The organism is Bradyrhizobium sp. 1200_D9_N1_1 (assembly GCF_052075915.1).
GTDB classification, from domain to species: Bacteria; Pseudomonadota; Alphaproteobacteria; order Rhizobiales; family Xanthobacteraceae; genus Bradyrhizobium; species Bradyrhizobium diazoefficiens.
Genome location: NZ_CP197226.1, coordinates 7,954,192 through 7,968,322, shown reverse-complemented (window position 1 = coordinate 7,968,322; position 14,131 = coordinate 7,954,192). Strand labels below are relative to the sequence as shown.

The following is a 14,131-nucleotide window of genomic DNA, read 5'->3' as shown; positions in this document are numbered from 1 at the left end:
GGGCACCGCCTTGATGCTGAGAGGGAGAGGACGGCCGGGACGGGTTTGAGCCGGCGCGGTCAGAGAGAGCGCCGATCGGCTCGCCCGTTCCCGCTCTCCTGAAGGCTTCCTCCATGACTGACCTTTCCCCGATCGCGGCCGATCAGGCCGCGCCGATCTCGCCTGTTCGCGCTCCCGAGGGCGCCAGTGTCATCATCGCTGCCGCGAGTCATCTCCTTCCGCATCTCGAGCGTGGTCGGCGCATCGACGCCGCGATTCTCCGCGCAGCAATGGAAGCGGCCTCCGGCGCATCCGATGCGACGGGCGCGTGGGACTGGAAGATGACCTATGACGCTTGCGAGGTCGCCACCGTCTTGTTCCTACGCAAATACGGAAAGGCGCTCTTCCGCAAAGCCGCTTCTCCGGCTTCTCGACTTTCCGCCTTGGACAAGATCGCGGGGCTCCTGCCGACCCACACGCGCCGCTCTGTCGAAAGCGAGACTTTCCAGCAATTCTCGACACCGCTCCAGCTCGGCCTGACCGCGCTGACCGCGGCCGCCATGACGGCGGCCGATCGCGTGCTCGAGCCGTCCGCAGGCACGGGGCTACTCGCCATTCTTGCCGAGATCGCCGGCGGCGGCCTCGTTTTGAACGAACTGGCCGAGACTCGGGCCGCGTTACTTTCTTCCCTCTTTCCGGCCATTTCCGTCACGCGCTTCGACGCGGCCCAGATCGACGATCACCTCGATCCCCCGGTCGTCCCAGGTGTCGTGCTGATGAACCCGCCGTTCTCGGCGATGGCGAACGTTTCCGGCCGCATGCCCGATACCGCGTACCGTCACATCGCCTCGGCCCTGGCGCGTCTTGCCGATGGCGGCCGGCTCACGATATCAGGCGCAAACTTCTCACCCGACGCTTCAGCCTGGCGCGACGCCCTCGTCCGATTGCAGGAACGCAGCCGCGTGGTGTTCACCGCCGCGATCGCCGGCGCGGTCTATGCCAAGCACGGCACCACCATCGAAACACGTCTCACCGTTATCGACAAGGCGCCGGCCGATGACCCGAACGTGTTCCCTGAATCGCCGGGAGTGGCGCCCGATGTCGCGACGCTGCTCCGCTGGATCGGCGAACGCGTTCCACCTCGCCTGAGCGTCGCATCAACCGGCGCGCTTCCCATGTCAGTCTCGTCAGCGCCTCGCACCGTGCGCGGCTATCTCGCGCCGGCCACCACGCAGTCGGTCAGCGCGTCGGTCGCGGATCCCGAGGCCGTCGACCTCGCGTATGAGACATTCGACTGGATCCCGCCCGAGGGGGCGTGCCTCAGCGATGCCATCTACGAAGAGTACCGGCTCCAATCGATCCGGATCCCCGGCGCGCAGGCGCACCCGACCAAGCTGGTGCAGTCGGCTGCGATGGCCTCGGTCGTGCCGCCGAAGCCGAGCTACAGGCCCCGGCTGCCGGCCAGCCTCGTCAGTGATGGCATCCTCTCCGACGCCCAGCTTGAGACGGTCATCTATGCTGGCGAGGCGCATGTTGACTATCTTGCCGGCTCTTGGACGGTTGACGAGACCTTCGACCTGGTCGCGGCCGCCCGCGACGACGCGCCGAACGCGGTCCGTTTCCGTCGAGGCTTCATGCTCGGGGACGGCACCGGCGCCGGCAAGGGTCGCCAGTCCGCCGGCATCATTCTCGACAATTGGCTGCAAGGCCGGCGCAAGGCGGTCTGGATCTCGAAGTCCGACAAGCTGCTCGAGGACGCGCAGCGCGACTGGTCGGCGCTGGGCATGGAGCGTCTGCTGGTCACGCCGCTCTCGCGCTTCCCTCAAGGCTGCGAGATCCGGTTGGCCGAAGGCGTCCTATTTTTAACCTACACTACGGTCCGACGACCGCGGCGAGAAGCTTTCGCGCGTCCGGCAGATTGTTCAATGGTTGAGCTCCGACTTCGACGGCGTCATCATTTTCGACGAGAGCCATGCCATGCAGAATGCCGGTGGGGGCAAGGGCGAGCGGGGCGATGTCGCGCCCTCGCAGCAGGGTCGTGCGGGCTTGCGACTTCAGCACGCGCTGCCCAATGCCCGCGTTGTCTATGTCTCGGCCACCGGCGCCACCACCGTCCACAACCTCGCCTACGCCCAGCGGCTCGGCCTGTGGGGCGGCGAGGATTTTCCGTTCGCCACCCGCGCTGAATTCGTCGAGGCGATCGAGGAGGGCGGCGTCGCGGCGATGGAGGTGCTCTCCCGCGACCTTCGCTCGCTCGGTCTCTACACCGCCCGCTCGCTTTCCTACGATGGCGTCGAATACGAGCTCGTCGAGCACCAGCTCACCGACGAGCAGCGGCGCATCTACGACGCCTACGCCGGCGCCTTCAGCGTCATCCACAATCACCTCGACGCGGCAATGCAGGCCGCCAACATCACTGGCGAGACTGGCACGCTCAACCGCCAGGCGAAGTCGGCCGCGCGCTCGGCCTTCGAGTCAGCCAAGCAGCGTTTTTTCGGCCATCTGCTCACCAGCATGAAGACGCCGACCCTGGTCCGCTCGATCGAACGGGATCTGGCCGAGGGCCATGCCGCTGTGATCCAGATCGTGTCGACCGGCGAGGCGCTGATGGAACGCCGGCTTGCCGAAATCCCACCTGCGGAATGGAACGACGTGCGCGTGGACATCACGCCGCGCGAGTACTTGCTGGATTACCTCGCCCATTCCTTCCCGGTGCAGCTCTATGAGCCCTTCACCGACGCCGAGGGCAATCTCTCGTCGCGGCCGGTCTTCCGTGATGGCCAGCCGGTCGAGAGCCGCGAGGCCGTCGCCCGCCGTAATGAGCTGATCGAGCGGCTCGCTTCGCTTCCGCCCGTTCCCGGCGCGCTCGACCAGATCGTGCAGCGTTTCGGCACCGACCTCGTGGCGGAAGTGACCGGACGTTCGCGACGCGTGGTGCGCAGGGGTGACCGCCTTGCCGTCGAGAGCCGTGCCGCCTCCGCCAATCTCGCAGAGACCGCCGCCTTCATGGATGACCTGAAGCGCGTGCTTGTCTTCTCCGAGGCTGGCGGCACGGGCCGCAGCTACCACGCCGAACTCTCGGCGCGGAATCGCCGGCTTCGGGTCCATTATTTGCTCGAGCCGGGCTGGAAGGCTGACGCCGCGATCCAGGGTCTCGGTCATACGAACCGCACCAACCAGGCACAGCCGCCGCTCTTCCGGCCGATCGCGACCGACGTGAAGGCGGAGAAGCGCTTCCTGTCGACCATTGCGCGCCGGCTCGACACGCTGGGTGCGATCACGCGCGGCCAGCGCCAGACCGGCGGCCAGGGCCTGTTCCGGCCCGAGGACAATCTTGAGAGCCACTACGCCCGCGATGCGCTGCGCCAGCTCTATCTGCTGCTGGTGCGCGGCAAGGTCGAAGGCTGCTCGCTCCAGACCTTCGAGGACGCCACGGGCCTGAAGCTCATGGACGCGAACGGCATCAAGGACGAGCTGCCGCCGATCACGACGTTCCTGAACCGGCTGCTCGCGCTCACCATCGATCTGCAAGGTGTGCTGTTCACGGCGTTCGAGGAGCTCCTCAATGCCAAGGTTGAGGGCGCCATCGCCAGCGGCGTCTACGATGTCGGGCTGGAGACCCTGCAGGCCGAGAGCTTCATCATCACCGATCGGCGCCCGATCTACACGCACCCCCCGACCGGCGCGGAAACCCGGCTGCTCACCATCATCGAACGCCGGCGCAATCGCCCCATGACGCTGGATCAAGCGTTCGATTATCTCGCCGATGCTCGCGCGGTGCTACTCGTCAACGAGCGCTCGGGGCGCGCCGCGGTGCAGATTCCGGCGCCAAGCCTCATGCTCGATGACGGCGAGATCGAGAGCCGCGTGCGGCTGATCCGCCCGATGGAGCACCATCATGCTTCGATGAAGATGATGGACGAAAGCCACTGGCAGCCTGCAGAGCGCGAGACGTTCGCCGCAGCATGGAACGGCGAAGTCGTCGACGTCCCCGAGTTCGCCGAGAGCACCCTTCACATCGTCGCCGGCTTGCTGTTGCCGATCTGGAAGCGGCTGCCGAACGAGTCGACACGAGTCTATCGGCTCCAGACCGACGAGGGTGAGCGCATCATCGGTCGCAGGGTCTCACCAGCCTGGGCGGCGAACGCTTGCGCGACCGCTACCTGCAGCTTGACCCCACCCGAAGCCTTCGCAGCGCTGATGGAGGGGCGCACTGTCCTCGACCTCGCCGAGGATCTGCAGCTTCGCCGTGTCCGCGTGATGGGCGTCCATCGCATCGAGCTGTCCGGCTTCACTGATGCAATGCGTGACCGGCTGCGCGCCTACGGCCTCTTCAGCGAGATCATCTCGTGGAAGCTGCGCATGTTCGTGCCATCAGATGCGACGGGCGCCGCGGCGTTGGCAAAAGTGCTCGACCACTATCAGGTCGTGCGCATCGGCGAGCGGGAGGCCGCCTGATGGCCCGCGACAACGCATCTGAGCTGGCCCGCCGTCTCGCGCGTGACGCCGAGGCGGTGTGCCGCCATTATCTGTCCAACGGAAGGCGCCAGGGCCGCTACTGGACAGTGGGCGACGTCCGTAATACGCCCGGCCGGTCGATGTTCGTCCGGCTCAGCGGACCGGAATCCGCTCCTGGCGCCGCCGGCCATTGGCGAGATGCCGCCTCGGCCGAACATGGCGATCTCCTCGATGTGATCCGCGAGAGCTGCGGTTTCACTAGCTTTCGCGATGTCGCCAATGAGGCACGACGCTTTCTGAGCTTGCCGCGTCCAGAACTGGAGAATGAGCCAGATCGCATCCGGTCGAGAACATCGCCCGCGCCCCTCGGATCGCCGGAGGCGGCGCGGCGACTCTTCGGCATGTCGCAGTCGATCGCAGGCACACTTGTAGAAGCGTATCTCCGCAATCGTGGCATCACCGCTTTGCACGAAACCGGAAGCCTGCGCTTTCACCCACGTTGTTACTACCGGCCCGACGACCACAGCCCGACCGAGACCTGGCCGGCGATGATCGCCGCCGTCACCGATCTGAACGGCCACCTGACCGGCGCGCATCGCACCTGGCTTGACCCCGGAGGCTTCAGCGAGACGACGCTCGGCAAGGCGCTGATCGACACGCCGAAGCGGGCGATGGGTGACCTGCTTGGCCAAGCCGTTCGATTTGGCATAGCGGGTGAGGTCATGGCGGCCGGCGAGGGCATCGAGACAATGCTGTCGCTTCGCTGTGCTCTGCCGACCATGCCGATGGTCGCAGCCCTCTCGGCGGCGCATCTCTCTGCCATCCTTCTCCCGGACACGCTCCGCCGGCTCTACATCGCCCGCGACAACGATCCTGCCGGTGACGGCGCCATGGCAACCTTGATCGATCGGGCGCAGGAGGTCGGGATCGAGCCGATCGTGATCTCGCCACGGCTTGGCGACTTCAACGAGGATCTTCGCCTGCTCGGATTTGACGCCCTTCGAGCCGCGAGCCGCGTGCAGATCGCGGCGCGGGACGTCGCGCGCTTTATGGAACTGGCGGCATAGCCGGAACGGGGATGAGGTGCGACGCAGCCGCTTCGTTATCGCGAGGCCGGTGATCGTGTTCCCCTCAGCGCCGGAGAGGACCTCCCCACGGCCTTCTGAGAGGGCGATCGGGCGGCAAGCGGCCCGGACCGGCAACCTCCGTGGACCGACTATTTTCCGTCGGCGGCGGAGCCGCCTTTACATCGCGAGGCAAAATAGTCGGCCCCCTTCGGCCCTCCGCTAAGGCTGCGGCCCTCCGCTCGCGCTGCGGGTGCAAGTCCGTTCCGCCCGCCGCTTTCGTCGCCATGAAGGCCGCGATGGGCGCGGTCGATCCGACGAGGGAAAGCCGCAATGACCACCGACCGCGACAACAACTTCGAGCACCACGGCTCATCCCCAACCGACCACGTCCTCCAGGAGCTCCAGCTCTATGGCTACCGCCCCTTCCAGGACGAACCCGATCCGAGGCCGCTCCCCGAAACGCACATCCTCGCCGGCAGCATCGCCGACATCTTCGGTGCCCTGGTGGTGGCGCTGTCCGATACTCGCCTGGAGCCCGACCTTGAAGACCTGCTCTGGTCGACGGTGAACGTCTTCCATCGCGCTATCGACAGGATCGAGCGCGAGCTCGACGATAACGAGCTGGCGCAGCAGCGCTCGCAGCAGGAGCAGGACGGCAGCGAGATCAAATCCGTCGAGCTGGAGCGACTGACGGCGGAAGGGCAGACGCTGATCGAGCGACGAGGCGCCTTCGAGCTGATGCGCGACCACGCCGCCGACGAATTCGAACGCCACACCCACTCCGCTTGGCGGCCGCGCAACGGATCGAGGGTCAATCACCGCAATCTGACCTCAGCGATGATCGACAGCCGCGATTTCCTGGCCGCGAAGAAGCGCGCCGACAACCAGGTGCTCATGCCGCCCGGCCCGAAAGTCGCGTTGACAGGCGGTCTCGAATTCAACGATTACCGGCTAATCTGGGCTAAGCTTGACCAGGTGCACGCCAAGCATCCGGACATGGTGCTGCTGCACGGCGGATCGTCCAAGGGCGCTGAACTGATCGCCGCCAAATGGGCCGATAGCCGCAAGGTCCCGCAGATCGCCTTCAAGCCCGACTGGACGAAGCATGCCAAGCCTGCTCCCTTTAGGCGCAACGATGCGATGCTGGAGACGCTGCCGATCGGCGTGATGCACTTCCCCGGCACCGGCATCCAGGACAACCTCGCGGACAAGGCAAAGAAGCTCGGGATTCCGGTCTGGAAATTCGGCGACGCGTGAGCGCTGCCGCAAATTCTAGCGGTCAAGAGCCTCCGGCTCGCTCGATGCCGCTGATCGTGCGACCAGCGGCGGGCCCACATGCGTTCGCCGCAGCCTTGCACCGGGTTCGCTCGGATCACACGAAAAACCTGGCATGAAAGCCAGGGCTCGTGATGAAACGGCGCCTATCCGGCCGCGACGATCGACTGCTAGTTGGCATGAGGTTTTTTGAACAAAATATGACTCTGCGGCGTCCATTCTTGAGTGTCGCGCTGATATACGTCGCCACCATCGATCGTTGGCCTTGCGATGTAGGTTAAAGTTCTATGGGACTTTCTAGTCCCGCAATGAACCGTTGTTGGCTGCACGAGAGGCAGGCGCTTCGCAATAATTACCATAGGTCGGTGGGAGATTCTAGTTTGTTGAGTGCCACGAACACGCGATCGCCCGCAGCTTCTCATTTCCGAGCCAACCTGAAACGTTGCCGCGTTTCCTCAACTTGAGGACGCTTGCATTGAAACTAGAGCTGGCCCCGCAAATTCGGACAGTAGCTTGAGTGGATTTTCTGCCTGACAGTGGCGAGGCTTCTTGCCGCGAATCAGGAGCGAAGATTGCCAAACGCCATCCGGAACTGCCCCCTTTGCGTTATGAAGAACTGCCCCCACCATCTGGGTTATTATCTCGGTTGAAGGTTGTTTCCGCCGGTGACGGGCCGGAGGAGGCAGAGCCGACCGGAGGGCCGTCACCAGCGGGCGGCGGCTGGATGAGGCCGCTCTTGCGCTTGGCGCGGAGCCGGTAACTGTCGCCGCGGATCGTCAGCACGCGGCTGTGGTGCAAAAGCCGGTCGAGGATCGCGGTGGCGACCACGGGATCGGCGAACACAGTGCCCCATTCGGCAACGCTGCGGTTCGACTTGATCAGCATCGCGCCGGTTTCGTATCGGCGGCTGACCAGTTGGAAGGGCCGCGTCAGGTTCCAGCGGCAGGTAGCCGAGTTCGTCGACAATCAGCAGCTTCGGCTTGGCCAGCGCGAGCAGTTTCGCGTCCAGACGCCGTTCGCCATGCGCCTTGGCAAGACCCGCGACTAGCGTCGTCGCCGTGGTGAACTGCACCGTGTATCCGGCCAGGATCGCGTCTCGTCCGAGCGCGATCGACAAGTGCGTCTTACCTCAGCCTGGCGGGCCGAGCAGCAGCACGTTCTTTCCGTTGGCTATCCAACGTGATGCGGCAAGATCACGGATCTGCTTTGGATCGATTGACGGCTGCGCCTGCGCCTCGAAGTCGAAGCCAGCAAGCTCCTTCACGGCCGAGAAGTGTGCGAGCTTCAGCGCCATCTCTATGCGGCGATGGTCCTTGGGTGCGATCTCGCGCTCGGATAGCAGGATCAGCGTCTCACGCGCCGACAGTTTCGCGCGCGCCGCCTCGTCGAGCAGGCTGTCGAGCTGATCGCGGATACAGAGAGCTGCAGTCGCACCAGCATGGCATCGAGCGGATCGGTCGTTGCTTCCATTATCTTCTTTGCCCGCGCCATCAGAAGCTTCCTCCCACCACGGCTTCGTGTTCGGCAAGAGGGCGCAACAACGACAGCGATGAGGACGGCGTCAGGACCGCCGCCGCGATCTCAGCCCAGCGGACCGCGCTATTGCGACCAGCAACACCATCGAGATGGGGGCGGTGTCGATGATCCGCAGCCGGCGTCCATCCGATTGCTTGTGGATCGCAACCTGGTGCATGCCATGGCGGATGCGGACCTCGCCGGCCGCGACCGTCACCGCCACGCGCTCGCCGATCAGCCGCCACGGCACCGAGTAGCCGTTCGTGTCGATCTCGACGGCGCAATCATGGCCGACGACGCGGGTCAGTTCGCGCAACGATCCGAACGACGGCTGCCCGCAGAGCGGTTTCAACCGGTGTGCCTCGTCACGCGCGAAGCGGACGATCGGCGCCTCGCCGGTCGTGCCGTGGATACGCACGTTCGCTACCTCACGCTCCCACTCGACGAGATGCGCCTCGAATGCCTCCCAGCTCGCGAAGGAATGCCCCGCAATCGCGTTCTTCTTCACGTAGCCGACGCCGTTCTCCGTCTTGCCCTTCGTGCGCGCCCGATACGGCGCGCAAGCGCGAGGACGGAAGCCCCAATGCTTCGCGAACGCGATGAGCCTGTCGTTAAACTGAACCAACCGGCTCACCGCGTCATGGCGCACCACGAGCGCGCGGGGATTGTCCATCAGCACTTCCTCCGGCACGCCGCCGAAGATCGCGAATGCGCTCTCGAGCCCGGCGAACCAGTGCTCTTGCTTCTCGGCCCGGAACGCACGGACATGCAGCAGCCGCGAATGCCCGAGCGTCGCCACGAACACAAACGCCTTGATCTTCACCCCGCCGATCTCGACCAGACGCTCGCCGAAGTCGATCTGCAGCTGCCGGCCCGGGGCGTCTCGAAGCGCGTCGTCGCCAGCGCTTCGGCCTTCAGCGCCTGGCGATAGGGCTGCGCGGCGCGTTGCAGCGTCCGCCGGCTGACTGCCACGCCTCGCTCGGCCAACAAGTCCTGGCGCCCACGTCGGCATTGCCGCGATGCCGAATGAGCCTCTCGCGCAGCCAACCTTCAAGGCCGTCGAGCTGCTTCGGCCGCTCAGGCGACTTGAACGGCTTCACCCCGCCCGCCGCCACGTAGTCCTTCACCGTGTGATGGCTGCAGCCCAGATGCCGCGCAATCGGCTTCACACCCCACCCGCACGCCTCAGGCGCAACATCTCCGCCACGTCATCCGGCGTCTTCATCACCTGCCCCCGTGGATCGCTCCATGGCGAGCCTTCAGCTCGTTCTTGCTTCATTCACTCTCTCCTCAGCTATCCGAGGAGGGGGCAATTGCTCGTGACGCTGAGGAGGCAGCTTTCCATGGCGCGCGACACGAAGATGACGAAGAAAAGCCGGCGGGCGCACTCTCCGGCATTCAAGGCGAAGGTTGCCTTGGCTAACTAGCTCCTGGAAGGCGCCGCCGGCATGTTTGGGGATGACAATCATCACCGACGATCCCGACCTGTTGCCGGGAGTCCGCCTTCGCCGCAAGACTGAACCGGCTGGTGCTGCAGGGGCTCGGCAGCTAGTCCAAACACGTGCCACGCTCCACTGCCCGCCCTTGCGGGTAGCCACGAGGTCGGCGGCGCGCTGTAACCGCTGCTCGGCCTCGATCATGGCGCGGTTGGTAAATCGTGCCTCGCCCCGTTCGTCATTGCCGAGGTCCACGAGATCAGGCGAGGCAGTCACCGCATTCATCACCTGGTTGAATGGTCCAGTCCGTCCGAATGACGATGCGCGAACATCGCAAGGTCACGCCCGGTGAAGGGCGCCTGCTGGTGGGTGATGGCGTCCAGTGCAACATGAGGGTCCGCGATAATCCGCTCGCCATTCTCCCGCGCAATTCGTCGATAGTCCTCGGCGCCCTTGGCCTAAAGACCTTCCGTCTCCATCCGCTGCCGGGGCTGCCAATCTTGTGCTGCGGCTCAAGCGCGATGCCCTGGGCCTCAAGGCTGCGGTGATCGATCCGTGCCATCGATCGAGTTCAGCCAATCGCTCGTTAACATGCTCGGCCCATTGCTCGCGCCCCCGCTCGACAAGCTCCGTGCGATTCCACTCCCACAGCTCGGGACCGAACCTAGGCTCGCCATCCTCGCCAATACTCACGCCGCGCATGGTGAGTATGACATGGGCGTGGGGTTTCGCCATGCCGTCCGTGCCGATATATCCCAATGCAAAATGAGATCAGCGGTCATGCCGGCCTCCACGAACTCGGCCACTACGAAGTCGCGGGCCAGTGTGATGCCCTGTTGCTGGTTCATCTCCTGCGAAATGGCAAACTCCACCTCGCGGGCAAGCTGCGCATCCTTTCTGATCTCACGAGCTTCAACCTCGTTCCAAAGCTGTTCACGGTCGCGCCAAGCTTCCGGCGCGTGCTCTGGCAGCATCACTTCGGAATGGACAATGCCGCTCTTGTTGGAAAAGTGCTGATCGCGGTCGATACGCGCGTCATGCAACCGCGAGCCTGAGCGGTAGGCGGCCGACGCAATCGCGCGCTGTCCTTTCGCGCGGCTGATGACTTCGACGCTGAGGTGATAGATTGCCATGACGGCAATCCAGCTACTATCAACAAGCGCACGTCGGAACGACGTATAAGCGCCCCTTGAAAAAAATTCTCGGGACGGCTCACCATAGTTCGCAATCCACCGGCTGCCTCTCCACAGGCGCGTGGCTATTCTCAGGTGCATCATCAATCGATGGAGACCGAAGATGCGCAAACGACAGGACGTTGATGCGGAGTTGAAAGCATTCGCCAACAGGACGAAACAACTGAGGGAATTGCGCGTGCGGCTGCTCGGAGAACTCGTCGTGCCGGAGCGTCGGCCAGCAAACAAGAAGGCCCAGCCGTGAGGCCGAGCCTTCTTGCGTCAGTATCTCCCGACTCTTACCTCGCTCCAAGTATCGGCAGCTTGTAGTTCACGCCAAGGCTAACGGTCTGTACGGTCGTGCTGTTGGGTGAAAGCGGTACGCTGCCAAGCCCGGCGGTGGTAAAGACGGGCGACTTGCCGAAGTCGTAGTACTTGTACTCCAGCGCCATCGACCAGTTGGGCAGCAGCGCGTATTCAAGACCGCCGCCGACCGTCCAGCCCCAGTTCGTGTTGCCATTCGTCAGTATGGTGCCGGAAATACCGCCGGTGTTGAACTGGTTAGTCTGACGATCCCAGGCGGAGCCGCCCTTGACGTACAGCAACGTGCGGTCAAACGCGTACCCGACGCGCCCGGTCAGAGCGCCAAGAGCGTCGATCTGGCTGCCGCAGTTGAAGCCGGCAATCTGCGGGCTCGGGAATGCACCAAAGCAGGTGTTGGTGCCTTGGACGTTGGCCCAGTAACCCGAAGCCTCAAGACCCAGGACCCAAGAGCCCGTCTGGTAGTTGATGCCGATCTGACCGCCGAACATGGCACCACCCAGATCAGCGTAGTCGCCCGACACCGGCGTCGGGAACGGATCCGCATAGTGGCTTCTGCCCTTGCCCGCGCCGATCGTGCCGCCGAGATAGACGCCGGCCCAGTTCGTGGGCATCACTGGTGGGGGCTCCTTATCGATCCCGTTTGCCTTGGCCTGGGCGGTGTCGAGTTCGCCGGACTTGTAGGAGGCCTGCAGGAAGCCGCCATAGCGCTCCGAATAGAACTTCGTTGTCTGTGGTGAGCCACCGGGAAACTGGGAGTAAGCGCTATCGGTTGTAAAGAACCAGTAGCGGCCGCCCACACCAACGCTGAAGCGGTCGGAGACGGCATAGGACAGCACGGCCTCGAACTGTGTGCCCCAGCCGTGGCCCGGATCAGGCGTGGGATTGATATCGGCACGGAGCCAGTGGTTGTCGAAGCCGGAGCGGCTAGCGTAAGGCAGGTAGGCAGCATCGACTTCAAGCTTGAGCCTGTCGGACAGCCTCGCCTGTGCATTGATGCCGATAGCAGCCGCCCGCCAAGTCTCGGTTTCGCTTAGGACCAGGAAACTCTTCGAAGCCTCTAGCGGGGGCCCGTTGGTCGCCTGTTGTTGGATACCAAAGCCGTTGGCGCGCTCATAGAACGAGTGATAGCCGACGTACGCACCAAGCCTGCGGCCGTCGTCGTTGATGAAGTTGTAACCGACGTCCGCGGTGCCATACGTGAACCTACCACTCTTCATGTCCGAGTTCGTGTTGGAGTAGTTGATGTAAGGGAAATCCTCATCGTTCAGCTTGCCGTCGACGAGAGGCCCGAGGCCAAGATTGCCCCTGGCGAAAAACCCGCTCTTGTGATCGAAGCGGAAGAAGGTTTCCGCGGCATGTCCGGTCTGATCGCCATAGATCAGGCGAGAGACCAGGTGTGTGGGCCGCAAGCCGTACAGGTCCTTCTGCATGCGGCCCGTGCTGCCAAAATAGCGACTCCCGGCTTCAATCGTCCAGCCGCCAAGCAGCACTGGCGTCGTCGCCGCATCGGCCCTGGCATTCAGGATCGGCCCGCCAAGGCCATAATTGACGCCTGCCTTGATCATATCAAACCGTTGCCTGAAGCCGACGGTCGAGGCGTTGTTGAACTGGTCGACGTAGTTGGAGTCCTTGCTGCCGAAATCAAAATGATCGTATTCGACAAACGCTGACAGATTCGGGCTGAATGCGTACTCAAGTCCCAATCCTCCCATCCAACCCCAACGCGTGCCGCTCTGGTTGAACTTGTTGATGTAGTGACTGGTCCGGGCATCGCTCTCGTCGGTCGCCCACGCCGCGCCGGCCTTGCCGTAAATCAGCAGATTGCCCCAGGTCTGTCCTAGCCGGCCAGCAATCGTGCCGAGCGAGGTGACGCGATTGTCGCAGGTAAAGCTGATCACGCCGTAGCGGTTGTCCGCACGATTCGCGCATTTCGCAAAGCCGTCGACATCGGCGGCGCTTGCCGCGATCTCCAGTCCGGTCACCCAAGTGCCAAACTGATAGTTAACGCCGATCTGGCCGCCGCCAAGCAGACCTTCGGCGTTGCCGCTTCCGGGGAAACCTCTGTTGGAGAAATCCGCCTGCAGCCCGGTGGCGGTCTGCCAATCGCTTGAACCGAATGCGCCCCCGAGATGCGCGCCGACGTAAATGCCGGTCCAATTCCACAGGGTCGACGGCGCTGCCGTAATCGGCGGCGCGGTCTTGACCGGCAGGTCCGCCGCGTGAGCCGGACCGTAAAGGCCCGCCATCCAGCAAATTGAGTTGCTGGCAAGCAATGCCTTCAACCAGCACGGACGAGAAAAACGAAACCGATCATGCCCCATGGTTATTGGTACGTCCCTGGTAGACTGGAAAAGTGTGAAATGGATCCGCGGAGCGGGACCGGCCCTGTACGCTGCCGGCTGATTTCGCATACAGCGGCCCGTCGGACCATTGCGCGGCCTCTTGGTCCGCACCAAAGCGGTAGTTCAGGCCAAACTTTCCGATGTGATAGTTGCTGGTCAGGCTGGTTGTGTCCGCCGGCAGAATCGCAAACGGAAGTAACTGCACTGTCGAAGCCGTCGCGACACTCGTGCCGCCAAAATGCCTTGGCTGCGCTGCTCGCGACGAGCGCAATTGGTGTCGCTCCACAAAAGATAATTCTAGATCGCATCAAAGTTTGTCCTGCACTTCCCAGTTCACGACGCGCCTCCTTAAGTATCGCCGCACGACAAATCGTCGGAGCAGACCAGACCCGCGGCAACGCGCGCCAGGTCCGTCCAGAAGACCACCGCACTGCGATTGGTGATGGTGCGCGAATGAAGCAATGCATGTGCCAAACTGAATTCGCATGTTTTGCAGGGGCTTCGGAAGAGTTTGTCGTCAACTTGCCGACTGTTGTCTCAAATTCGACAATGTGAGCTTTCGG

Annotated in this window: 5 protein-coding genes and 4 pseudogenes; 5 read left to right on the top strand and 4 right to left on the bottom strand. The window is 63.7% G+C overall.

What is annotated here, in order from left to right; genetic code table 11:
* Window positions 1-113: 113 nt before the first annotated feature.
* From AB5K84_RS37690 to AB5K84_RS37675, 4 genes and pseudogenes are all read left to right on the top strand, one after another.
* A pseudogene (locus AB5K84_RS37690) lies at window positions 114-2,271 on the top strand (strawberry notch-like NTP hydrolase domain-containing protein); the annotation flags it as partial.
* Between the two features lie 105 nt (window positions 2,272-2,376).
* The gene (locus tag AB5K84_RS37685) at window positions 2,377-4,437 is read left to right on the top strand and encodes a strawberry notch C-terminal domain-containing protein (RefSeq protein WP_354269749.1); all 2,061 of its coding nucleotides are present in this window, start codon (window positions 2,377-2,379) and stop codon (window positions 4,435-4,437) included.
* The gene (locus AB5K84_RS37680; protein WP_011084736.1) at window positions 4,437-5,504 is read left to right on the top strand and encodes a DUF7146 domain-containing protein; all 1,068 of its coding nucleotides are present in this window, start codon (window positions 4,437-4,439) and stop codon (window positions 5,502-5,504) included. Before AB5K84_RS37685 ends, AB5K84_RS37680 begins: the two co-directional genes overlap by 1 nt.
* Before the next feature lie 330 nt (window positions 5,505-5,834).
* Complete coding sequence (locus AB5K84_RS37675) at window positions 5,835-6,761, top strand: DUF2493 domain-containing protein (RefSeq protein WP_011084737.1); 927 nt, start codon at window positions 5,835-5,837, stop codon at window positions 6,759-6,761.
* Window positions 6,762-7,416: 655 nt separating this feature from the next.
* Here the strand turns inward: AB5K84_RS37675 and istB are convergent.
* From istB to mobQ, 3 pseudogenes are all read right to left on the bottom strand, one after another.
* Window positions 7,417-8,249, bottom strand: a pseudogene (istB, locus tag AB5K84_RS37670) (IS21-like element helper ATPase IstB).
* 20 nt (window positions 8,250-8,269) lie between these two features.
* Window positions 8,270-9,573: pseudogene (gene istA / locus AB5K84_RS37665) on the bottom strand (IS21 family transposase).
* Between the two features lie 307 nt (window positions 9,574-9,880).
* A pseudogene (mobQ, locus tag AB5K84_RS37660) lies at window positions 9,881-10,863 on the bottom strand (MobQ family relaxase); the annotation flags it as partial.
* Window positions 10,864-11,026: 163 nt separating this feature from the next.
* Between mobQ and AB5K84_RS37655 the strand changes: the two are divergent.
* Window positions 11,027-11,167 (top strand): hypothetical protein, encoded by a 141-nt coding sequence (locus tag AB5K84_RS37655; protein WP_156149859.1) that lies wholly within the window; start codon window positions 11,027-11,029, stop codon window positions 11,165-11,167.
* A gap of 34 nt (window positions 11,168-11,201) precedes the next feature.
* On the opposite strand, the gene AB5K84_RS37650 is transcribed toward AB5K84_RS37655, so the two are convergent.
* A complete protein-coding gene (locus tag AB5K84_RS37650; RefSeq protein ID WP_232675247.1) occupies window positions 11,202-13,547 on the bottom strand; it encodes an outer membrane protein in 2,346 nt (781 codons plus the stop codon).
* Window positions 13,548-14,131 lie beyond the last annotated feature (584 nt).